General features: G+C 71.3%; 20 protein-coding genes. 11 read left to right on the top strand and 9 right to left on the bottom strand.

From position 1 onward, the window contains the following. Positions 1 to 6: 6 nt before the first annotated feature. Positions 7 to 1,023: an NADP-dependent oxidoreductase gene (locus DSY14_RS05490; protein ID WP_211715355.1), complete on the bottom strand. Its 1,017-nt coding sequence runs from the start codon at positions 1,021 to 1,023 to the stop codon at positions 7 to 9. Then, entirely contained in the window at positions 1,020 to 1,247 is a 228-nt protein-coding gene (locus DSY14_RS05495; protein WP_211715356.1) for a hypothetical protein, read from the bottom strand. Before DSY14_RS05495 ends, DSY14_RS05490 begins: the two co-directional genes overlap by 4 nt. A gap of 495 nt (positions 1,248 to 1,742) precedes the next feature. Between DSY14_RS05495 and DSY14_RS05500 the strand changes: the two genes are divergently transcribed. Further along, the gene (locus DSY14_RS05500) at positions 1,743 to 2,822 is read left to right on the top strand and encodes an RNA ligase (ATP) (RefSeq protein WP_211715357.1); all 1,080 of its coding nucleotides are present in this window, start codon (positions 1,743 to 1,745) and stop codon (positions 2,820 to 2,822) included. Between the two features lie 57 nt (positions 2,823 to 2,879). Here DSY14_RS05500 and DSY14_RS05505 read toward each other — a convergent pair whose 3' ends face one another. The 3 genes from DSY14_RS05505 to DSY14_RS05515 form a co-directional block, all read right to left on the bottom strand. Further along, positions 2,880 to 4,376 (bottom strand): sodium:solute symporter, encoded by a 1,497-nt coding sequence (locus tag DSY14_RS05505; protein WP_211715358.1) that lies wholly within the window; start codon positions 4,374 to 4,376, stop codon positions 2,880 to 2,882. A gap of 150 nt (positions 4,377 to 4,526) precedes the next feature. Next, positions 4,527 to 5,690 carry an anhydro-N-acetylmuramic acid kinase gene (locus DSY14_RS05510; RefSeq protein ID WP_211715359.1) on the bottom strand — a complete coding sequence of 388 codons (1,164 nt, stop codon included), beginning with the start codon at positions 5,688 to 5,690 and terminating at the stop codon, positions 4,527 to 4,529. Between the two features lie 553 nt (positions 5,691 to 6,243). Next, positions 6,244 to 6,411: a hypothetical protein gene (locus DSY14_RS05515; protein ID WP_211715360.1), complete on the bottom strand. Its 168-nt coding sequence runs from the start codon at positions 6,409 to 6,411 to the stop codon at positions 6,244 to 6,246. A gap of 181 nt (positions 6,412 to 6,592) precedes the next feature. On the opposite strand from DSY14_RS05515, the gene argG reads away from it, so the two are divergent. From argG to katG, 4 genes are all read left to right on the top strand, one after another. Further along, positions 6,593 to 8,038 (top strand): argininosuccinate synthase, encoded by a 1,446-nt coding sequence (gene argG, locus DSY14_RS05520; RefSeq protein WP_211715361.1) that lies wholly within the window; start codon positions 6,593 to 6,595, stop codon positions 8,036 to 8,038. Positions 8,039 to 8,395: 357 nt separating this feature from the next. After that, a complete protein-coding gene (locus DSY14_RS05525) occupies positions 8,396 to 8,899 on the top strand; it encodes an HIT family protein (RefSeq protein ID WP_249187366.1) in 504 nt (167 codons plus the stop codon). A gap of 255 nt (positions 8,900 to 9,154) precedes the next feature. Beyond that, positions 9,155 to 9,586 (top strand): Fur family transcriptional regulator, encoded by a 432-nt coding sequence (locus tag DSY14_RS05530; RefSeq protein ID WP_211715362.1) that lies wholly within the window; start codon positions 9,155 to 9,157, stop codon positions 9,584 to 9,586. Positions 9,587 to 9,635: 49 nt separating this feature from the next. Further along, positions 9,636 to 11,852 carry a catalase/peroxidase HPI gene (katG, locus tag DSY14_RS05535; RefSeq protein ID WP_211715363.1) on the top strand — a complete coding sequence of 739 codons (2,217 nt, stop codon included), beginning with the start codon at positions 9,636 to 9,638 and terminating at the stop codon, positions 11,850 to 11,852. 152 nt (positions 11,853 to 12,004) lie between these two features. On the opposite strand, the gene DSY14_RS05540 is transcribed toward katG, so the two are convergent. Beyond that, the gene (locus DSY14_RS05540) at positions 12,005 to 12,208 is read right to left on the bottom strand and encodes a CsbD family protein (RefSeq protein ID WP_211715364.1); all 204 of its coding nucleotides are present in this window, start codon (positions 12,206 to 12,208) and stop codon (positions 12,005 to 12,007) included. Between the two features lie 226 nt (positions 12,209 to 12,434). On the opposite strand from DSY14_RS05540, the gene DSY14_RS05545 reads away from it, so the two are divergent. Next, entirely contained in the window at positions 12,435 to 13,544 is a 1,110-nt protein-coding gene (locus tag DSY14_RS05545; RefSeq protein ID WP_211715365.1) for a Vms1/Ankzf1 family peptidyl-tRNA hydrolase, read from the top strand. Between the two features lie 174 nt (positions 13,545 to 13,718). Further along, positions 13,719 to 14,588 (top strand): NAD(P)H-binding protein, encoded by an 870-nt coding sequence (locus DSY14_RS05550; RefSeq protein ID WP_211715366.1) that lies wholly within the window; start codon positions 13,719 to 13,721, stop codon positions 14,586 to 14,588. 129 nt (positions 14,589 to 14,717) lie between these two features. Here the strand turns inward: DSY14_RS05550 and DSY14_RS05555 are convergent, their stop codons facing one another. Both DSY14_RS05555 and DSY14_RS05560 read right to left on the bottom strand, forming a co-directional pair. Beyond that, complete coding sequence (locus DSY14_RS05555) at positions 14,718 to 16,091, bottom strand: HAMP domain-containing sensor histidine kinase (protein ID WP_211715367.1); 1,374 nt, start codon at positions 16,089 to 16,091, stop codon at positions 14,718 to 14,720. Beyond that, positions 16,088 to 16,753, bottom strand: coding sequence for a response regulator transcription factor (locus DSY14_RS05560; protein ID WP_211715368.1), 666 nt, complete (start codon positions 16,751 to 16,753; stop codon positions 16,088 to 16,090). The genes DSY14_RS05555 and DSY14_RS05560 overlap by 4 nt, the downstream gene beginning before the upstream one ends. A 182-nt stretch (positions 16,754 to 16,935) precedes the next feature. On the opposite strand from DSY14_RS05560, the gene DSY14_RS05565 reads away from it, so the two are divergent. Then, positions 16,936 to 17,637 (top strand): PepSY domain-containing protein, encoded by a 702-nt coding sequence (locus DSY14_RS05565; protein WP_211715369.1) that lies wholly within the window; start codon positions 16,936 to 16,938, stop codon positions 17,635 to 17,637. Between the two features lie 434 nt (positions 17,638 to 18,071). Then, entirely contained in the window at positions 18,072 to 18,779 is a 708-nt protein-coding gene (locus DSY14_RS05570; RefSeq protein WP_211715370.1) for a PepSY domain-containing protein, read from the top strand. 213 nt (positions 18,780 to 18,992) lie between these two features. Here the strand turns inward: DSY14_RS05570 and DSY14_RS05575 are convergent, their stop codons facing one another. Then, the gene (locus DSY14_RS05575; protein WP_211715371.1) at positions 18,993 to 19,601 is read right to left on the bottom strand and encodes a TetR/AcrR family transcriptional regulator; all 609 of its coding nucleotides are present in this window, start codon (positions 19,599 to 19,601) and stop codon (positions 18,993 to 18,995) included. A gap of 112 nt (positions 19,602 to 19,713) precedes the next feature. Between DSY14_RS05575 and DSY14_RS05580 the strand changes: the two genes are divergently transcribed. Together DSY14_RS05580 and DSY14_RS05585 are read left to right on the top strand one after the other, a co-directional pair. Then, the gene (locus tag DSY14_RS05580; protein ID WP_211715372.1) at positions 19,714 to 20,367 is read left to right on the top strand and encodes a hypothetical protein; all 654 of its coding nucleotides are present in this window, start codon (positions 19,714 to 19,716) and stop codon (positions 20,365 to 20,367) included. Positions 20,368 to 20,387: 20 nt separating this feature from the next. Further along, entirely contained in the window at positions 20,388 to 21,635 is a 1,248-nt protein-coding gene (locus tag DSY14_RS05585) for a DUF418 domain-containing protein (RefSeq protein WP_249187367.1), read from the top strand. Positions 21,636 to 21,925: the final 290 nt, after the last annotated feature.

The raw sequence follows: 21,925 nt of genomic DNA on the forward strand, positions 1-21,925 counted from the left end.
GCGTGCTCACGATCCCTCACTGTCCTCCGACACCCGCAGGACGACCTTGCCCCTTCCATGGCCGGTCTCCACGTCCCTGTGGGCCTCCGCCACCCGTTCCAGCGGCAGCAGGTTCCGTACGGTGACGGCCAACGTCCCCCGGGCGCACAAGTCCAGAAGTGCGGCGAGTCGGGCCGTGGACCGGTCACTGGAGATCCACCGACACCCCAGCCGCTGCTGGAGCGCCCGGTCCACGCTCGTTCCGACCCGGTCCCGGTCGGCCACCAGCCGGACGGAGATGAGGAGGCCGTCGTGTCCCGCGACGTCCAGCGCCGCGTCCACACCCTGAGGAGCCGCCGCCCGAATCCGGTCCTCCTGGCCCGGCCCGTACACGACCGGTGCGGCGCCCAGCGAACGCACGTGGTCCTGGTTGGCGGCACTCGCGGTCCCCACCACCCGGGCGCCGCGTGCCACCGCCAGCTGCACGGCCATGGTGCCGACCCCGCCCGCGGCGCCGTGCACGAGCAGGGTCTCGCCCGCGATGACCCGCAGCCGTTCCAACGCGGTGTGCGCCGTCTGTCCGGAGGCGGAGAGCGCCCCCGCGGCGGGCCAGGGCACCGCCGCGGGTTTGCGCACCACCTGCGCGGCCGACACCGCCACATGGTCGGCGTAACAGCCCAGCACCCGGAACCCCACCACCTCGTCGCCGATCGCCCACTCCTGGACCCCGGGTCCGGTCTCCACCACGACTCCGGCGAACTCGTTGCCCAGGACCTGCGGGAACACGATGGTCGCGCCCGGTGGTGTCCACCCGCCACGGATCGCGGCGTCCGCCGGTTGGACGCCGGCCGTCCTGACCCGCACCAGCACCTCACCCGCGTCCGGACGTGGTCGGGGCACCTCGCGCACCTCCAGGACGTCGGGCGGGCCGAAAGCCTCGATCAGGGCGGCTCGCCCCCAGGGAGCCCCGCCGGGCTCCGCCGGGGGACCACCGTCGCGCACAGGGTCGGCCGACGCGCCCCGATTCCCTCGCGGCGCGCTCATCGGTCGCCCTCCTCGGGGGCCGTCGGTGCCCGGTGCCCGAAGTCCGCCAACGTGCCGCGCTCCTCCCGTGCGGGTGAGCCCTCCGGGTCCTCGCGCACCGGCTCCATGAGCTCCTCCACCGGCCGGGCCCCGCTCAACGCACTCCCACCGTGGACGACCGTCCGCACCGAACGCACCCCCGCCTCGACCGCCGCGCGATGGTCGGATCGGAATTCCTCTTTCATGCCCCGCGAGGTCGGTGCCGCCTCACGGACGGTTCCTCCCGGCCGTTCCGGTCCGGTGGGTTCCCCCGGGTAGCGCGCGCTTGAAACCGGCACCCTCCGGCCCATCCGCCCCGGGGCTTCGCACAGGTCGCGGTGCCCCCTCCGGCACCATGGGCGCCGAACGTCGGCCCACACGGTCACGGTCATGTCCACTCCTCGTCGCGGGGCGCATCGTCGCTCGGTCGCCCTCGTGAAGAGTCCACTTCATCAAGTGGACTTGAGGTCAAGGTCGGTCCGGGGACCCGCGTCACCGTGCCGGTACCGCACGCCGTGCCGGGGCGGGGTCGGGATCCGCCGCCTCCTCCCACCAGGCGCCCCGTGGGCGGCCCCCGCGCCGAACACCGGTGGGAAAAGTCTTTGTGCGTCCGGCCCCGCGTCCGCGATAGTGGCCCGGTCCGACACACCCACCCCCCATCGCCGATCCCGTCGAGGGCACGGCACCAGGAGGTCTCACGCATGTCCACCCTTCGGGTGACCGCCGAACGGCTCACGATTCTCGCGCACCCCAACGCCGACGCCCTGGAACTCGCCAAGGTCGGTCTGTTCCACGCCGTCGTGGCCAAGGGTGCGTACCGGACCGGGGACTGGGCCGTCTACATCCCGGAGAACGCGTTGCTCCCCGACGACCTCATCGAGGAGCTCGGGCTGACCGGACGCCTCGCCGGCTCCAAGGCCAACCGTGTCCGACCCCTGCGGCTGCGCGGGGAGATCTCCCAGGGCATCGTGTGTCGCCCCACCCTCCTCGACGATCGCGACCTGGCCGCCGAGCACGCGACGGGCACCGACTTCACCGAGGAGCTCGGGATCACCAAGTGGGTTCCGGTGGTGCCCACGCACATGGACGGCACCTTCGTGGCGGCCCCGGATCTGCTGCGGTGGATCGAGATCGAGAACATCAAGCGCTACCCGGACGTGTTCGTGCCGGGCGAGCCGGTCGTGGCGACCGAGAAGATCCACGGTTCGGCCTGTCTGTACACGCTGGTCACCGCGACCGGCGAGGAGTTCGTCTCCTCCAAGGGCCAGGGCGGCAAGAACCTCGCGTTGGTCGCCGACGACGAGAACCTGTACTGGAGGGCGGTGCGCACCCACGCGGTCGGAACGGCCGCCCGCGCCCTGGCCGAGCGGTTCGGCGCCCGCCGGGTGGGCGTGTTCGGCGAGGTGTTCGGCACCGGTGTCCAGGACCTGGGGTACGGCGAGGTCGGGCGCAGTGAGCGGCCCGGCTACGCCGTGTTCGACATCGCCCTGGACATGGACGAGGGGTGTAGGTGGGTGGACGCCGCCGACCTGCCGGGACTGCTCGCCGACGTGGGACTGCCCGCGGCGCCCGTGCTGTACGAGGGGCCCTACGACGAGTCGTCGCTGTTCGCGGCGGCCGAGGGCCGGGAGACCTGGAGCGGGAAGGAGCTCAACATCCGGGAGGGCCTGGTGGTCCGGCCGACCCGTGAGCGGTTCTCCGAGGTGCTCGTGGGACGGGCCGTCGCCAAGTTCGTCTCCGACGCCTACCTGACCCGCAAGGGCGGTACCGAGTACGAGTGAGGGGCCGACGGTCCCCGCGCGGCGCTCTCCCCGGACCGGGGAGAGCGCCGCGTCCGTTCAGGGACGCTCCTCCTCGGTGGGGGCCGGCGCGCCCTCGACCTCGGGGGCGTCCTCCCGGTGTCGCAGCGATGACAGGTACCCCAGTCCGACCGTGATCGTGCACCCGATCGCGGTGTACCAGGTGAAGCCGACCAGGTCCGGGGCGAACAGGAACAACCAGGCCATCGTGGCCACGGCCACGCCGAACGCGAGGGCGGCGTCGGCCTGCCGGGCCCGGCGCACCCACAGGCCCAGGAAGAACGCGCCCAGCAGCCCTCCGTAGGTGATGCTGGCCACGGACAACCCCAGCTCCACCACCGGACTGTCGGTGCCGGTGAACATCGCCGCGGCGCCGATGAACACCAGCCCCCACCCCAGCGTGAACAGTCGGCTCACCCGGAGCGCCTGTTCCTGATCGAGCCGACGATGGGCGAACCTCTCGTACAGATCGGCCATGGACGAGGACGACAGCGCCGACAGCGACGAGGACAACGTGCTCATCGCCGCCGCCATGATCCCCGCGAGCACCAGCCCGGCCAACCCGGGGGGCAGTCCCTCGGCGATGAAGACCGGGAACAGTTCGTCGGAGGTGCTCAACCCCAGCTGCTCGACCGTGGCGCGCTCGAAGTAGGAGTACAGCGCCAACCCCACGGTGAGGAACAACGCGAACTGGAAGAACACCACGACCCCGCTGACGATCACGGCCTTCTGCGCGTCGCGCAGCGTGCGGCAGCCCAGGAGCCGTTGAACGATGAGCTGGTCGGCGCCGTGCGAGGCGGTCGAGAGCAGCGCACCGCCCAGGACCGCGGTGATCGTGGCGTAGGGGGAGGAGATCGGGTCGGAGGTGAGGTCGAGGATCCTGGTCTTGCCCTCCTCTGCCGCCACCGTCAGGAAGTTCACGTCCAGGTTGCCCGTGATGATCACCAGGGAGATGATCCCGCCGACCAGCCAGACCCCCATCTGGAGGACGTCGGTCCACACGACCGCGCGGATCCCGCCGACGAGTGTGTAGAGGATGGTGACCACGCCCATGATCGCGACGATCACGAAGTACGAGATGTCCAGCCCGAGCGAGTCCAGGATGATCTTCATCGGGATGGCCGCCGCGAACAGGCGCACACCGTCGGCGAGCAACCGGGTGAACAGGAAGGTCACCGAGGCGGTGGCCTGCATGCCCCGACCGAACCGCAACCCCAGGTAGGCGTAGGCCGTGGTCATCTCGCCCCGGTAGTACCGCGGCAGCAGCAGGAAGGCCACCACGATCCGGCCGATGAGGTAGCCCACGGCGACCTGTAGGAAGGTGACGTCCCCCAGGTAGGCGATGCCGGGGACGCTGATCACGGTGAGCGCGCTGGTCTCGGTGGCCACCACCGAAATGCACACGGCCCACCAGGGCAGGTCGCGGCCGCCGATGAAGTAGTCCTTGACGTTGCGCTGGCGTCCGGACAGCTTCAGGCCCAACCAGGCCGAACACAACAGGTAGACGATGATGACGACGATGTCCACGGTCTGCACCGGGCGGCTCCTCCGGGCGGTCGGATGGCGGTCTGTGCGGGGGACGCGGCGAAACGGGGGCGAGGTCCGGGGTGCGTCGTGGTATCGGCGCGGTGACGGTGTGTCACCGCATGTGGTCGTGTCCGGGTCGGTGGGGGCGCGTACGTCGCGTCAGCGGGGCGGATCCTCGAAGCGCAGGCGTCGGGGGGCCGTGTCGGCGGGTGCGGGGACCCCGGGCGTGAACCGCCCGGCCACGGTCGCCCTGCGGGCCCCCGTGCAGCCGGGCACGACGCCGGGGATCCCGTGCCAGCTCAGGAAACCGATGAGCGCGAACAGGTAGGCCTCCTTGGCGTCCCCGTCCACCCCGATCGTGTCGCTGGGGGTCAACCGCGTGGATCCCAGGTGGGCCGCCAACCGTTCCATCAACACCGGGTTGCGGACACCCCCACCGGAGGCGATCACCTCCGCGACCCCGTGGGGGCGCAGGGCGTCGGCGACGGTGACGGCGGTAAGTTCGACCAGGGTGGCGAGCAGGTCCGCGTCCGCGGGACGTCCCGCCCGCCGCAGGGCCTCCTCCAGGTAGCCGGGGCCGAACAGTTCCAGTCCGGTGCTCTTCGGCGGTTCCGACCGGTAGTAGGGCTCGGCGAGCAGGTACTCCGTCAGTGCGGGGTCGGGGGTGCCGGTGCGCGCGAGCGCCCCGTCCAGGTCGAGGTCGCGCTCACCCCCACTGACCAGACGCATGGCGGCGTCGATCAGGGCGTTGGCGGGGCCGGTGTCGAAGGCCAGGGGCGGTGCCCCGTCCCCGACCACCGTGACGTTGGCGATCCCGCCGAGGTTGAGCGCGGCGGTGGGTTCGGGCCGGTCACCCCACAGCAGGGTGTCCAGGAGGGCCACGAGGGGAGCGCCCTGCCCACCCGCGGCCACGTCGGCGGTGCGCAGGTCGGAGACCACCGGCAACCCGGTGGCCTCGGCGATCCAGGCGGGTTGGCCCATCTGCAGGGTGCCGTGCACGGTGGTACCGGTGACCCAGTGGAACAGGGTCTGACCGTGGGAGACGACCAGGTCCGCGCGGCCCCCGCAGAGGTCCCGCACGGCGTCCTGTGCCGCCGCGCCGAACTCCTGACCGATGAGGGTGTCGACCCGGCACACCGTTTCCAGGGTCGTGGTGGCCGGGGGAAGGGCCGCACGGATCAGTGCGCGCGCTTCGGCGGAGTAGGGGCGGGTGAGATGCCCCAGAGGGGTCAGCCGGACCAGGTCCGCGTCCAGTTCGATCCGGGCGGCGGCGACGTCGATTCCGTCGGCCGAGGTACCGGAGGACACACCGATGACGATCATGCGGCTCCTCTGTCGTGGGGGAGAGCGGGGGAGTCCGATCCCGCTCGCGGCCTCGACCCCGGCCACCACCGTTCGGCGAACTCACCGAGTGCCAGCGGTATACCGTGCGTCTTGGCCACGTCAACCCCCCACATCCCCTGGGCCCCTCACCTCCGACCTTCCGTCAGGGTGTTCTCCTTCGGCCGCCGCCGTCGCTCGGGCCCGTGTCCGGGTGCCCCACTGTGGTGCGGACCTCCAGGGCCTCCAGAGGGGAGGGTTCGTCCGTCGCACTCCCACCTTCGGCCCCTCCTGGCGTTCCGGGGGGCACCACCGCCGGAGCCCGCACCGAAGAACACCCTTCCGTGGTCTGGACAGGCACGGCCCCGGGCACCCGGTTCGCGGCGGACGCGGGTGCTGATCTCCGGGTCGTCGATGTGACGTCCCTTGTTGGCAAGAGCGCCGTGGACAGGATCACCGCCGGGCGCCCGCCGTCCGCCTCACGGACCCCGCCCCGATCGGTGCGCGGACCGTGGCCCGGTCGGGGCGGGGTCCGTGGAGGCCGGTGGTGGAGCCGTCAGCGCCGCCGGCCCGTACGCGTGCCGTATCCGGCCGAGTGCAGGGCGAGGAAGAGCAGACCGGCCAGGGTGAGGGTCCAGGGGGTGACCAGGTCGGGGTAGCTCTGGCCGATGATCTCCAGCAGCAGGGCGATCCCGAACAGGACCGCGGCGATCGTCGCGAACATCGTGTCTCCCAGGGGTGACGGGGGCGGAAGTGCCGTCGTGGTACCCCTTGATGCGCGGACCAACCCGGCGGATCACGGGGTTCGGACGGGAGCCCTGGTCAGGGTGGGGGATGACGAGGCTCACAGGATCGGATCGCCGTCCGAATTGCATGTTCATTCATATGGGTGCATGCTTATATTCATGTCCAAGGTACTCACTTCCCTTCCCGCCGGCGAGCGCGTCGGAATCGCCTTCTCCGGAGGCCTCGACACCTCGGTCGCGGTCGCGTGGATGCGCGAGAAGGGTGCCGTCCCGTGCACCTACACCGCTCACATCGGCCAGTACGACGAGCCCGACATCGAGTCGGTCCCTGGGCGCGCCAACGACTACGGGGCCGAGATCGCCCGCCTCGTCGACGGCCGCGCCGCCCTGGTCGAGGAGGGGCTGGCTGCCTTGGCCTGCGGCGCCTTCCACATCCGTTCGGGTGGGCGCCCCTACTTCAACACCACCCCCCTGGGTCGCGCCGTCACCGGCACCCTGCTGGTCCGCGCCATGCTCGAGGACGGCGTGCAGATCTGGGGCGACGGCTCCACCTACAAGGGCAACGACATCGAGCGGTTCTACCGCTACGGTCTGCTCGCCAATCCGTCCCTGCGCATCTACAAGCCGTGGCTGGACGCCGACTTCGTCAACGAACTCGGTGGCCGCAAGGAGATGTCGGAGTGGCTGGTCGAGCGCGACCTGCCCTACCGGGACAGCACCGAGAAGGCGTACTCCACCGACGCCAACATCTGGGGCGCCACCCACGAGGCCAAGTCCCTGGAGCACCTCGACACGGGTATCGAGATCGTCGAACCCATCATGGGCGTGCGTTTCTGGGACCCCGAGGTCGAGATCGCCCCCGAGGACGTCTCGATCGGCTTCGAGCAGGGGCGGCCCGTCTCCATCAACGGCAAGACCTTCCCGTCCGCCGTCGACCTGGTCATGGAGGCCAACGCCGTCGGCGGCCGCCACGGTCTGGGCATGTCCGACCAGATCGAGAACCGCATCATCGAGGCCAAGAGCCGTGGCATCTATGAGGCCCCCGGCATGGCCCTGCTGCACGCGGCCTACGAGCGTCTGGTCAACGCCATCCACAACGAGGACACCCTCGCCGCCTACCACAACGACGGTCGCCGTCTGGGTCGGCTGATGTACGAGGGTCGCTGGCTGGAGCCGCAGGCCCTCATGATCCGCGAGTCCCTCCAGCGCTGGGTGGGCACCGCCGTCACCGGAGAGGTCACCCTGCGGCTGCGGCGCGGCGAGGACTACTCCCTCCTCGACACCACCGGCCCGGCGTTCAGTTACCACCCGGACAAGCTGTCCATGGAGCGCACCGAGGACTCCGCCTTCGGCCCGGGCGACCGCATCGGCCAGCTGACCATGCGCAACCTCGACATCGCCGACTCCCGCGCCAAGCTGGAGGACTACTCCCGACTCGGCATGGTCGGCAGCGAGCACCCGACGTCGATCGGTGCCGCCCAGGCGGCCTCGACCGGCCTCATCGGCTCGATGCCCGAGGGCGGCGCCGAGGCCATCGCCTCGCGCGGCTCCGTCGACGAGGACGAGTGGCTCGACCACGCCGCGATGGAGTTCGGCACCGACTAGTCGCACGCCTCGCATACGCACACCGCCGGCCGCCCCGCACGCACGGGGCGGCCGGCGGCGTCGTCGCACCCTGAGGTGGTCTTGCGCGGGGGTGCCCGCCGCGTGCGCCCCTGCTCCGCCCGCCGGTGCGCGTGCGAACGGAGGTCCGCGCGGAACGCGTCGGTCGGCTCGTTCCGGCGCAGGCCGCGGACGGACGCTCCGGTGCGACGGTCCCGCGCGCTCCGGACCGCGTTGCCCGTGTCCGTGGTCCTCCCGCGCCCCGGGCCGTGTGCGCGACCGCCGTCGAGGAGCCGGAGCGGTGCCACACCGTCCCCGGGCTCCGGTGCGGGGCCGATTCCGGCGCGCGAGGGAGAGCCCATGGAACGTCGACCGATGGATCTGGCCGCCTACACCGAACGGTCCCGAACGGGGCCGTGTTTCGTCTGCGCGTTCCTCTCGGGCGACCCGGACCACCGGCACGCGACGGTCTACGAGGACGACGACCACGTGGCCTTCCTGGACCGGTATCCCACGCTGCCCGGCAAGGTCCTGGTCGCCCCGAAGGCCCACGTGGAGCACGTGGTCGCCGGTCTGGACGAGGGGGCCTACACGCGCCTGATGTTGCTGGTCCGCGAGGTGGCCCTGGCCATGGAGAGCGCGTTCGAGGTGGAGCGCACCTATCTGCTCAGCCTCGGCAGTCAACAGGGCAACTCCCACCTGCACTGGCACGTCGCCGCGCTGCCGCCCGGGGTGCCCTACGAACAGCAGCAGTACCACGCCCTGATGGGGGAGAACGGTGTCCTGGTGCCGACCCCGGGGGAGGTGGAGTCCCTGGCCGAACGCCTGCGTGCGGCGATCCGGGACCGCCGGCGAGCGGGTTGAGGCCGTTCGGGCCCCTTCCGCGACCGCGCGAGGACCCTGGTGCCCGATGCCCGGGTCGCCCGAGGACGGGGACCGAGGCTCGTGGAAGGACGCGGTGGTCTTCTGCGCCTCGATGGAGGTCCGGCGTCGGGGGCCGACACGCCCGGGGAGCAGGCAGGTCGACGGGGCGTCTCAGCAGGTCGATCGTGGTACGACCCTCATTATGGACGCACCCCATAACTTGACTGGTTCCAGAAAACTGGGCAGACTGAGGGCATGCCAACCCCTTCGGATTTCGAGCAGATGCTGCGCGAGTCCGCTCTGCGGGTGACGGGCCCTCGGTTAGCTGTGCTTACCGCCGTGCACGACAACCCGCACACGGACACGGAGTCGATCATCGACGTCGTGCGCGGGAAACTCGGCGCGGTGTCCAACCAGGCCGTCTATGACGTTCTCAAAGCGCTGACCGGCGCGGGGCTGGTGCGACGCATCCAGCCGCAGGGAACCGTCGCCCGTTACGAGACACGGGTCGGAGACAACCACCACCACGTCGTGTGCCGGTCGTGCGGTGCCATCGCCGATGTCGACTGTGCCGTCGGACACGCGCCGTGTCTCACCGCTTCGGACGACCACGGTTTCGCGATCGACGAGGCCGAGGTCGTCTACTGGGGCCTGTGCGCCGAGTGCTTCGGTACGCAGGGCCCCTGAACCACACACTTGCACGAACCACACAGTCCACCTCTTCCCAAGGAAGTCGATGTCTGAGAACAACGAGGTCGTCGCCCCCACGCCGCAGGAGACCGGCGGCTGCCCGGTCGCGCACGGTCGGGCCCCGCACCCGACCGAGGGCGGCGGTAACCGCGGTTGGTGGCCCAACAAGCTCAACGTGAAGATCCTGGCCAAGAACCCCGACGTGGCGAACCCGCTCGGCGCGGGCTTCGACTACGGCAAGGCCTTCGAGGCGCTGGACCTGGACGCCGTGAAGGCGGACATCGCCGAGGTCCTCACCACATCCCAGGACTGGTGGCCCGCGGACTTCGGGCACTACGGCCCCCTCATGATCCGCATGGCCTGGCACAGCGCCGGCACCTACCGTTCGCACGACGGTCGCGGCGGCGGCAGCGCCGGGCAGCAGCGCTTCGCCCCGCTCAACAGCTGGCCCGACAACGGCAACCTCGACAAGGCCCGCCGTCTCCTGTGGCCCGTCAAGAAGAAGTACGGCCAGAACATCTCGTGGGCCGACCTGTTCATCCTCACCGGCAACGTCTCGCTGGAGTCGATGGGCTTCACGACCTTCGGCTTCGGTGGCGGACGTGAGGACGTCTGGGAGCCGGACGAGGACGTCTACTGGGGCCCCGAGACCACCTGGCTCGACGACGAGCGCTACACCGGCGACCGTGAGCTGGAGAAGCCGCTGGCCGCCGTCCAGATGGGTCTGATCTACGTCAACCCCGAGGGCCCCAACGGCAACCCGGACCCGATCGCCGCCGCGCGGGACATCCGCGAGACCTTCGCCCGCATGGGCATGAACGACGAGGAGACCGTCGCGCTCATCGCCGGTGGTCACACCTTCGGCAAGACCCACGGCGCCGCCCCGGACAGCAACCTGGAGGCCGAGCCCGAGCGCGCCGGTCTGGAGATGCAGGGTCTGGGCTGGAAGAACAACCACGGCACCGGCAAGGGCCCCGACACCATCACCTCGGGCCTGGAGGTCACCTGGACCACCACGCCCGCCGAGTGGAGCAAGGGCTTCTTCCGGAACCTGTTCGAGTTCGAGTACGAGCTGGAGCAGAGCCCGGCCGGTGCGCACCAGTGGGTCGCCAAGGACGCCGAGGAGATCATCCCCGACGCCCACGACCCGAACAAGAAGCACAAGCCGACCATGCTCACCACGGACCTGTCGCTGCGCTTCGACCCGGTCTACGAGCAGATCTCGCGCCGCTACTACGAGGACCACGAGGCCTTCGCCGACGCGTTCGCCCGTGCCTGGTACAAGCTGACCCACCGTGACATGGGCCCGAAGGGCCGCCTTCTCGGCCCCGAGGTCCCGGCCGAGGAGTTCCTCTGGCAGGACCCGCTTCCCGCCCGTGAGGGCGAGGTCGTCGGTGACGCCGAGATCGCCGCTCTGAAGACCAGGATCGCCGCGACCGACCTGACCGTCGCGCAGCTGGTCACCACCGCCTGGGCCTCGGCCTCGACCTACCGTGACAGCGACAAGCGCGGCGGTGCCAACGGTGCCCGTATCCGCCTTGAGCCGCAGATCGACTGGGAGGTCAACAACCCGGCCGAGCTGCGCGGTGTCCTGGCCACGCTGGAGGGCGTCGTGGAGGAGTTCAACGCCTCCTCCGCCACGAAGGTCTCCCTCGCGGACGTCATCGTGCTCGCCGGTGGTGTCGGTGTCGAGCATGCCGCCGAAGCGGCCGGCCGCAAGCTCACCGTTCCGTTCACCCCGGGCCGCGTGGACGCCACCGAGGAGCACACCGACGTCGAGCAGTTCGCCTTCCTGGAGCCGGTCGCGGACGGGTTCCGCAACTACTACGGCAAGGGCAACCGTCTGCCCGCCGAGTACCTGCTGCTCGACAAGGCCAACCTGCTCGGTGTGAGCGCTCCGGAGATGACCGCCCTGGTCGGTGGCCTGCGTGTGCTGGGCGCCAACCACGACGGCTCGGACCTGGGTGTGCTCACCGACCGTCCGGGCACGCTGACGAACGACTTCTTCGTCAACCTGCTCGACCTGGGCATCACCTGGGCCCCGACCGGCGCGTCCTCCGAGACCTCGGGGACCTTCGTCGCCAAGGACGACGCGGGTGTGTCCAAGTGGACCGGTAGCCGTGCCGACCTGGTGTTCGGCTCCAACTCGGAGCTGCGCGCCGTGGCCGAGGTGTACGCCTCCGACGACGCCGAGGACAAGTTCGTCCAAGACTTCGTCGACGCGTGGACCAAGATCATGAACGCGGACCGTTTCGAGGTCTGACGGTGATCGCCTCGGGGTGAGACCACCCCGGAACGGAGCCGGCCCGAGCGATCGGGCCGGCTCCTTCGCGTTCGCCGTGGTCGGGCGCGCACGAACGTCGGCCCTTTCCACTCACCGTGTGGAAAGGGCCGACGTTCGTCGTTGTTCGGGGGTCAGCGTTTCCCGACGCGCAGATCACGCACGGTGGCGCGCACCGAATCCTTGAGGTCCGAGGTGCGCGACAGCGCGCTCCCCTTGAACTGCTCGAAACGGCCGCGTGTGCGCAGGCGCCGGTTCCCGGTGGCGCGTCCCGCGATCTCCTTGACCTTGCCCGTGGCGCGTGTCGTGTGCGCTCGGAGTTTCTCCGACCGGCTCATGAGTACTCCTCCTGCTTCGGATCGGTGGCGTCGCCCGCCTGTCTCTCACCGCCATTACTTCCTTTTTCACGCCGGGTCATGCGAGATCGACCCGAGATAATGATGTGGCATGGGCCACACGCGATATCGACGTGGTTCCTGAATAACGCCCATCGGCGCGGGAAGGGCCGCTGTACAGGCAGAAGACACCGTAGGTTCCACGAACCGAATGAGCGGAGTATCGAGCATGGATCTGACTTTCCTCCAGCCCCTTTACGACCGACCCGCACCTATGGCGTCGCTGTTCATCAACGTCTCCCGCGACTCGGAGGACGCCGAACACGCCATTCGACTGCGCTGGGACCAGGCGCGGTCCGCGCTGGCGGAGGAGGGTGTCCCCGAGGCGACGCTCGCCGCCATGGACGGCGCGGTCGGACGCACCGAGGGAGTGCCCGGACCGCACGGACAGGTGGTGTACGCGGCCGGTGACGAGGTCGTCCACGACGCCGTCGTGGCCCGACATCCCCAGGACTTCGAGGTGAGCGTGGGCCGCTTCCCCGACCCGCTGCCCTACATGGTCGCCGACCACCGGCGCGTGCCGCACGTCCTCGCCGTCGTCGACAGCATCGGCGCGGATGTGACCGCCGAGTACGCCGACGGGCGGACCGTGGTGCGCAGGGTCGATGGCGATGACAAGCCCGTCCACAAGGTCCGGGAGGGCGGTTACCACCACAACCAGATGCAGCGCGCCGCCGACGAGCGAGTCGACCAGAACACCGGCCTGATCGCGGAGACGGTGGCGCGGCTCGCCGACGCCGGCGGCGCCGAGATCGTCGCCATCGCCGGTGACCCACAGGTGCGCGGACTGGTCGCCGACCACCTGCCCGAGCACCTGAAGACCAAGGTGGCGGACCTGGAGGCGGGTTCGCGCGCGCCCGGCGCCGAGAACTCGCCCGTGGACGAGGAACTCGCGGAGAGGCTGCGGGTCGTGTCCGAGGAACACGTGCGGGAGTCCCTGGACGCCCTCGGTCGCGGACGTGCCGACGGTACCGCCGTCGAGGGTATGGGCGCCGTGGTGAGCGCTCTTCAACGCGGTCAGGTCGAGACGCTGTTGTGGAACGACGACCTGGCCGGTGCCGACCGACCCCTCCACGTCGGCCCCTCCGGCGAACAGGTGTCCACCGACGAGCGTCGGCTGAAGGACATGGGCGTCACCGAACACTGGACCGAACCCGCGCGGTCGGCGCTCACCCGTGCCGCCGCCACGACCGGGGCCGGTCTCGAACTCGTGCCCGTGGAGGAGGCACGGTTCGACGAGGGCATCGCGGCCGTGCTGCGTTTCGCGACCCCGGCCTGATCCGGACCCCGAGGGGTGCGGCCCGACCGCCATGGTCGGGCCGCCCCTCGACCGCTGTTGATACCCGAGGACCACTCCCGCCTTTTCAGCGACCTTTTTCCGCGCGAAAGTCCCTATGTGCGGTCGAAGGATAGGTTGGAAGCACGGAAAGGTCGCTTCGGGAAAGGCGGGAACATGCGAATATTGGTCACCGGTGCCACCGGTAACGTGGGACGCGGCGTGGTCCGCGGGCTCGTCGATCGGGGCGTCGACGTCCATGCGCTCGGCCGCCGGCCCGAGCGTCACGCCTTTCCCGCGAAAGTCCGGAGCCACCATGGCGACCTGGACCACCCGGACACCCTCGCCGAGGCGCTGCGCGGGGTCGACGCCCTCTTCCTCTTTCCGGTGCCCCGGACCGCCGAACGGGTGGTCACGCTGGCCCGGGACTCCGGCGTCCGGCGGATCGTCGTCCTGTCCTCGGGGGCGGTGACCAGCGGCGACGACACCGATCACCACCTTCCGGTGGAACGCGCCGTGGAGGCCTCCGGGCTGGAGTGGACGCACGTGCGCCCCGGCGAGTTCGCGATGAACAAGCTCGCCCTGTGGGGCCCCATGATCCGGGCCGAACGCGCGGTGTACGACCCCGCTCCCGACTTCGGCTGGTTCCCGGTGCACGAGGCCGATATCGCCGACGTCGCGGTGCTCGCGCTCATCGAGGACGCTCACGTCGGCCGGGCCCACACGCTCAACGGCCCCGAGTTCCTCACGCATCGGCGCCAGGTCGAACTCATCGCCGAGGCCCTCGGCGAGGACGTCCGCCACGTGTCGGTCACACCCGAACAGGCGCGGGAGCGCTACCGGGGCCAGGGCGGTTTCGCCGCCGACAACGCCGACTTCCTCCTCGGCTTCGAGGACTACGGCGGCGGGGAGACCGACCCCGGCGGCGCGGAGGCACCGGCCGTCCCCGACGCCGGGGCGATGCCCACCGCCGCGGACGTCACCGGTCGCCCCGCACGCGACTTCGCCCTATGGGCCCGTGACCACGCCGCCGCGTTCCGCTCCTGATCCTTGGCACGGGGCGGACCCCCGTGCCGCGTGCGCCTTCCCGATCGAAGAACCGGGGCCATCTCCGTCGCCGGTGCCCGGGCGCGCCACGGCCCGCACGGGGGACCGCGGGGCGACCTCGGTCCGGGCTCAGACGGTGGCCCGGGGCAGGCCGATCGTCACCGACGTGCCCTCCGGGCCGCTGTCGAGGTCCACCCGCCCACCCTGGGCCCTCACCAGCGACCGCACGACCGCCAACCCCAGCCCGGCGATGCGCCCCGCCTCGCCCACACGGGTGGTCACGAACGGCTCGAACACGCGCGGCAGCACGTCCGGATCGATCCCCGGTCCGTCGTCGCGCACCACCAGAACGATCTCCTCCTCCGTACCGCGCGCCGACAACGTGACCCGGGTCCCCGGCGGATTGTGGTCGATCGCGTTGCCGATGAGGTTGGCCAGGCACTGCTCCAGCCGGTTCTGGTCGCCCAGGAGCACCTGGGGCGGCGGATCGGTCACCGTGACCGCCTCCCGCGCGGACAACGCCTCGGCGCGCGAGCGCACCTCGTCGAACAGATCGGGGAGGAAGACCGGGCCCCGTTCGGCGTCGACCTCGTCGCCACCGCGGGCCACCGCCATGAGGTCCTCCAGCACACGCCGGAGCCGGACCAGTTCGGCCCGCACGATCCGTGCCTCCTGGCCGCCCAACAGTTCCAGGTGGCCCTCGGCGACCGCCAGGGGGGTGCGCACCTCGTGGGAGATGGCCGCCAGGTACTGGCGGCGCTCGGCGTCGGCACCCTCGATCCGGGCCAGCATGCCGTTGATCTCGCCGGCCAACTCGGCGATCTCGTCGCGTGTGTCCGGCACCGGCACCCGTGTCGCCAGTCCGGTGGGGGAGATGGCCTTGGTGGCCACCGAGACCTCGCGTACCGGGCGCAGCGTCCGCCGCACCACGAGCCACAGCGCGACACCGCCCAGCCCGAGGCCGACCGCCCCGGCCACCGAGGTGAACAGCAGGACGGTCGCGGCCGTGTCGTGCGCCGTTTCCAACGAGGAGACGAGCGTGACGACCGCGATCGTGCCGTCGGTCTCGTCGACGAGGGTGGTGTCCAGTACACGGAGCCGACCGATCTCGGTCTCCACCGTGCGGACCGACCCGGGCTTCGCCACGGGCGCGTCGCCACCCCGCATGAGGGCCGCCACCCGGGAGGGGCCTCCGGTGCTCTGGAGGCGGACACCGTTGATGTGGACCAGGGAGACGTGCCGGGCGCCGCTGGGTCGGATGGCCAGGGCCTGGCGGGCGCCGTGTTCGGCCTCGGGACCCGACACGACACCGTCCCGGCCCGCCGCGGCGGGGATCTGGTCTCCCAGGGCCGTGCTGAGGAGCTCGGCCTCCTCCCGCAGGAGGTGGTCCACGTCGGCACGACCCGAGGCCAGGACGAGCTCGTGGGTGAGGACGGTGACGCCGCCGAGCACCAGCACCATGACCAGGAGCGACCGCAGGATGAGCCGTCCGGCGAGGTTCATCGGTCGCCGCCGGCCAGGCGGTACCCCACCCCGCGCACGGTGTGGATGCGCTCCGCTCCGATCTTGCGCCGCAACTGGCTGACGTACACCTCCACGACGTTGGAGGCGCCGTCGAAGTCGTACCCCCACACCAGATCCAGCAGTTGCGGCTGGGAGAAGACCTGTCCGGGGTGGCGGATGAACACCTCCAGCAGGGCGAACTCACGGGCCGACAGGGACAGGGTGGCGCCGTCCACCGACGCGGTGTGCGACCCCAGGTCCAGGGTCACCCCGCCCGCGCTGAGGGCGTCGCCTCGTTCCTGCCCCTGCCCCCGGAGCCGGGCCCGCACCCGCGCCAGGAGTTCGTTCACGCTGAAGGGTTTGACCATGTAGTCGTCGGCCCCGGCGTCCAGGTTGGCGACGCGATCGCCGACGGCGTCCTTGGCGGTCAGGACGATCACCGGGACCGAGGGGCGGCGTCGGCGCAGCCGCCGCAGCAGCTCCTCACCGGGCAGACCCGGCAGCCCCAGGTCCAGGATGACCAGGTCGACGTCGGGGGAGACCGCCATGACCAGGCCGTCGATGCCGTCGTGCGCGACCTGCACCTGGTATCCGGCGTTCTCCAGTCCGCGCCGCAGGAAGGAGACGATGCCCTCCTCGTCCTCCACCACCAGAACCGCCAACGTCGTCTCCCCCGTTCCGACCACCGCGGTGTGGTCCCGTTCAGCGTGTCGGTGAGGGCTGAGCCCCACCTGAGGCCGACCTGAAGGCGATCCTCAGGTGCGTTTCAGGTTTCCATCATCGGTCTCCCGCAGAATGGGGATCCGCCACCCAGCCGCCCGCCCCGACCCGCCCGAAGGAATCGATGATGCGACGCCGGACGATGCTTCTCTCCCTCTGCGCCGCGGTCACGTTGTCGGCCGTCGGGGTGGCCGGATACCTGCTCGTTCAGGATACGGACGAGACGGTGGAGGCGATCAGGCTGGACGGGTTCTCCGTCGCCCCCACCATTGAACCCTCGGCGGAGGAGGGGCGATCGCGGTCGGTGGACGGTCTCGAACAGCTGGTCGGGGTCCTGCACGCCGGTGACGACGTCGACGACTGGTACGTGGCCGGGGTGGAGGTGGACTTCGGCCCGGAGGAGTGGCTGCTCACCGACCCGGTCGTGGACGACTTCGATGGGGACGGCGTCGCCGACCCCCTGCCGGAGGAGCTGAGCGCGCTGGAGGGGACCGAGGTCACGCTCGGCGTGCGCTACGACGACGATGACGACACCGACCGCGACGACGCGCGGGTGTTCACGGTCAACGGGATGATCCTGCGGGACACCGCCGGGGGCCCGGCGCCGTGGGAGTCGGGTGAGGACGCGGTCGAGGCGGACCGCGCGGCCGTGGCGTCCGCGGCGGAGGCCGCCGTGGGGGAGGGGGCGCGGGTCGTCGACGTCGAGCGCACCGAGGAGGACGGCTGGCAGGGCTGGGAGGCGGACGTGCGCGGCGGCGACGGACGTGAGTACGACGTCATCCTCGACCTCTCCGGCGAGGTCGTGGACGTGCGTCAGGACGACTGACCCCGCCATCGGGACGGTGCCCGGGACCGACGCCGCTCCCGCGCACCGTCCCGTTGCCGCGCGCGTGTCCGGGCGACCCTCCCGACCGGACCCGTCCGCGCAGGCCCGACCCCGGCCGGTCGCACGGCCGCGCAACGGCCGGGCCGAGGTGCGCCCTCCCTCGTGGTCGCCGGTCGCACGTCCTCCGTGGGCCGGTGGTCGCCTTCCGCCCGCGCGATGGAGAGGCCGCCGCCATCGACGCGACCGGGCACGGACCGACGCTCGGTTCGGCCTCCGGTGACCCCTCGGCCCGACCGGGTCCCGCGACCCGGCTGAAAGAGAGCTGAGGACGACCTTCAGACCGACCTCAGGCTGCCATCAGCCCGCGGACGCAGAGTGGTCGTAGGCGGCGACGGGCCGCGCACCCCACCCCTACACGCACATGGAGAGTCGACATGAACCGCCGAACCACGATCATCCTCTGCTGCGCCGGCGCCGGACTCCTGGTCGTCGGTGTCGGCGGCTACCTGGAGATCCGCGACACCGCCCACCCCCTGGAGAGCATCCGCCTCGAAAGCGCGACCGAGATCGCGCCAGCCACCCCGGCGGCCGGGACCGCGCCCCGGACGGGAACGGTCGAGGGGCTCGAACAGCTCACGGGCCGGCTCGGCGCGGGCGAGGACGTCGACGATTGGTACGTGGCCGGGGTGGAGGTGGACTTCGGCCCGGAGGAGTGGCTGCTCACCGACCCCACCCTGGAGGACTTCGACGCCGACGGCACCGTCGCCCCGGTCCTGGACGAGTTGCGGGCGCTGGAGGGGACCGAGGTCACGCTCGGCGTGCGCTACGACGACGATGACGACGACGATGATGACCGGGACGACGCCGACGTGTTCACCATCGGCGACGTGACCTACCGCGACCCCGAGGGTGGCACCCCGCCCTGGCGGAGTGACGGCGCGCGCGAGACGACCGACCGGGGCGCGGTCGCCCGGTCCGCCGAGGAGGCGGTGGGGGAGGGCGCCCAGGCCCTGGAGGTGGACCACAGCGACGAGGACGGCTGGCAGGGCTGGGAGGTCGAGGTGCGCGACGCCGACGGGGTCGAGCACGACGTGCTCCTCGACGCCGCCGGTGACGTCGTGGACGTGCGCGTCGACGACTGAGTGAGGCGCACCGGCGGTCGCTGCACCGTCGCGGAGACGGTCCCGGTCGGTCGGCCGTGCGCGGGCGCGCACCGGATCGTCCACCGGGTGCGTCGTGAGGGCGGGTCCCACCCCGGGGCCCGCCCTCTTCGCGTGCTCTCGCAGGGGGCGCGGCGGTCGACCGTGCCCACGCGCGGTCGCCCCCGTCGAGCACCTTCGGCGGTGCGCTGTGTGTCAGGCCGTGCCGTTGAGGACGGCGTCCGCGGCGGCGAACAGGGTCGCGTTCTCCGACACGAGGGCCGACTCCGAGCGTGGCAGCGCCCTCTCGAACGTGAGGCCGTTGACCACGGTGAGCAGGAACTTCGCGCGTTGGGAGTGGTCGCCGTCGGGGAGCGCCCCTTCACCGGCCAGCAGCGACAGCCAGTGCTCGACCCGTTGTCGCATCTGCTGCTCGATGACCTGGTACGCCTGGCGCTGCTCCTCGGTCGGTTCCTCGGCGATCAGTGACGCGTAGGCCCGGCCGACGGTCTGCCGTGCCTGTTCCCCGGCCCCGGCGGGCGCCAGGATCTGCCGCAGACAGGCGACCAGGCGGTCCCGGGGCGGCAGGTCCGTGTCGCGGATGGGTTCTCCCGGAAACATCACGTCGTAGATGCCGGTGAGCACGGCGTCCTGCAGAGCGTGCTGCGTCGGGAAGTGGTGCCGGAGCGATCCCGTGCTGACCCCGGCCTTGGCGGCGACCGCCCGCACGCTGAGTCGTGCGGTCGGATCCTCGCTCAACATCGTCGCGGCGGCCACCAGGATTCTCTCGCGAGAGCTCGGCTTCGCGCCGGCTGATTCAGTCATCTCTACCTCCGTCGCCAGCATACCAATACACCGTACTAATACAGTGTGTTAGTCTCATTGTGGCACCAATACAGTGTGTTGGTCGCCGATCGGCTCGGGACGGAGGAGGACCATGCTCGACCAGTGGCGCCGCGGCCGCGCGGAACGGCGGATCCAGGCCGGGGACGGACACGCGCTGCGACGTTTCCGCCGGTGGCAGCTGTTCGGACGTTCCCTGCTCTCGCTCCGGCTGCCCCTGGACGACGGTCGTGAGAGGGAGTACACGATCGACGTCCGGCATTGGGGGGAGCGAGAGGACGGCGAGATCTGGGCGCACCTCTACGTCGACGGCGTGCATCACGCCCGGTCCCGGACCCCCGCCGCCTTTCCCGTCCCGGGCGGTCACATCGAGGTCGCCACGAGCGACTTCGGCATCAAACGCTGCCACTACGTCACCACCGACGACGCGGAACGGCGGCTCACCCCGGACGCCCGGTCCGCGGAGGGGCGGCGCGCCCGCCTCCACCGGAGGCGCCCGACCCTGAGCCGCTGGATCGGCTGCGTCTCGGTGCTCCTGCTCGTGATCGGGATCGGTCTGAACCTCCTCCAGGTGCTCGAACCGATCTCGCTGATCCCGCCGGTGCACGAGGTGGTCGGGACCTTCACGTCCCCCGTCCGGCTGCCGCTCTGGCTCAATCTCGCACTCGGCGTCGGCGCCGCGCTGGCCAGCGTGGAGCGTGCGCTCCGGCTGCGCTACTCGTGGCTGCTCGACGGCGTGGGCAACTGACCCCTCACCGAAAGGACACCATGACCACCCGCAACCCCGATCCCGCGCCGGCCCCGGCGCACGGCGGATCCGTGCGCTCCACCCCGCTGGCGGAGAGGTCCCTGGCACCCGACCTCGCGCGGGGCATGATGCTGCTGCTCATCGCTCTGGCCCACGTGCCGTGGTTCATCTACGACGCCCCCATCGGCCTCGCCCTGCTGCATCCCGCCGACGGGAACCTCGCCGACCGGATCGCCCAGGCGTTCACCCTGATCGTCGTCGACGCCCGTGCCTACACGTTGTTCGGCTTCCTCTTCGCCTACGGGATCGGGCAGATGTACGCCCGGCAGATGTCGCGGGGCACCGCACCCGCCCACGCGCGCCGCCTGCTGCGCCGACGGCACCTGTGGATGCTCGTGTTCGGCGCGGTCCACGCCCTCCTGCTCTGGCAGGGCGACATCATCGGCACCTACGGCCTCATCGGGCTCATCATGGTCCCGCTCTTCCTGAGCCGTGACGATCGCACCCTGAAGATCTGGATCGGCGTCCTGCTCGGCCTCGGCGCGCTGTTCAGCGTCGCCACGGCCGCGATCGGCCTGGCGAACCCGGTGGTCACCGGGGACCCCGCCGCCGACCTCCAGCGCCTGAGCATCGCCGAGACCGGCTACCTCCTCTCCGCCGCCGTGCGTCTGCCGACGTGGGTGTTGACGCTGTTCTCCGGCCTGATCACCCTCGCGCTTCCCACGGCGTTCCTCATCGGGCTCCTGGCCGCCCGTCACCGCCTGCTCGACGAGCCGGCGCGTCACCTGCCGCTCCTGCGCCGCCTCGCCGTCGTCGGTATCACCATCGGCTGGCTGGCCGGTGCGCTGATCGCCCTCCAGCACGTCGGTGTCATCGGGACGGCCTACGCGCCGGTGGTCGCCGAGTTGCACGTGTTCACCGGGATCTTCGCCGGTGTGGGCTACGCCGCGCTGTTCGGACTCGTCGCGCATGGGCTCGCCGGCCGGGGACCGCGGCGGTCGCTGCCGGTGCGGGCACTGGTGTCCCTGGGGCGCCGGTCGCTGAGCGGCTACCTGGCCCAGTCCGTGGTCTGGGGCCTGTTCCTGGCGGCGTGGGGGCTGGGGCTGGGCGTGCACCTCTCCAGCTGGTCGGCGGTGCTGGTGGCCGTCGTCACCTGGCTGGCGACCGTCGCCGGGGCGCACGCGCTCGACCGCGCCGGCAGGCGTGGACCGGCGGAGGTGCTGCTCCGGACACTGACCTACCGGGGGGTGCGATCCGGCGACCGCTGACCGGTCCGCGCCGGCCGGTGCGGTCACTCGGCACCGTGAGCGTCAGTGGGCCGCCGCGTGCGGGCCTCGGCCGTGTCGGCACCGACGGGGGCGACCCGGTGTGCTCCGGCGCCCGGGTGCCCGGCGCGGGCCCCCGGGCCCGCGGCCGTGGAGGGACCCACCCCCCCCGACGGTGCCCACAGAAGTCGAGGCCTCCCCGCGGAACGGGCCCCGGGCCCGCCGTGTGCACACCCGCCAGGCCGACGGTGACCGACGTCGAGGGCCCCTCCCTGCGGAGGGGCCCTTCGCCG

The organism is Nocardiopsis sp. MG754419 (genome assembly GCF_018207095.1).
In the GTDB taxonomy this organism is placed as follows: domain Bacteria; phylum Actinomycetota; class Actinomycetes; order Streptosporangiales; family Streptosporangiaceae; genus Nocardiopsis.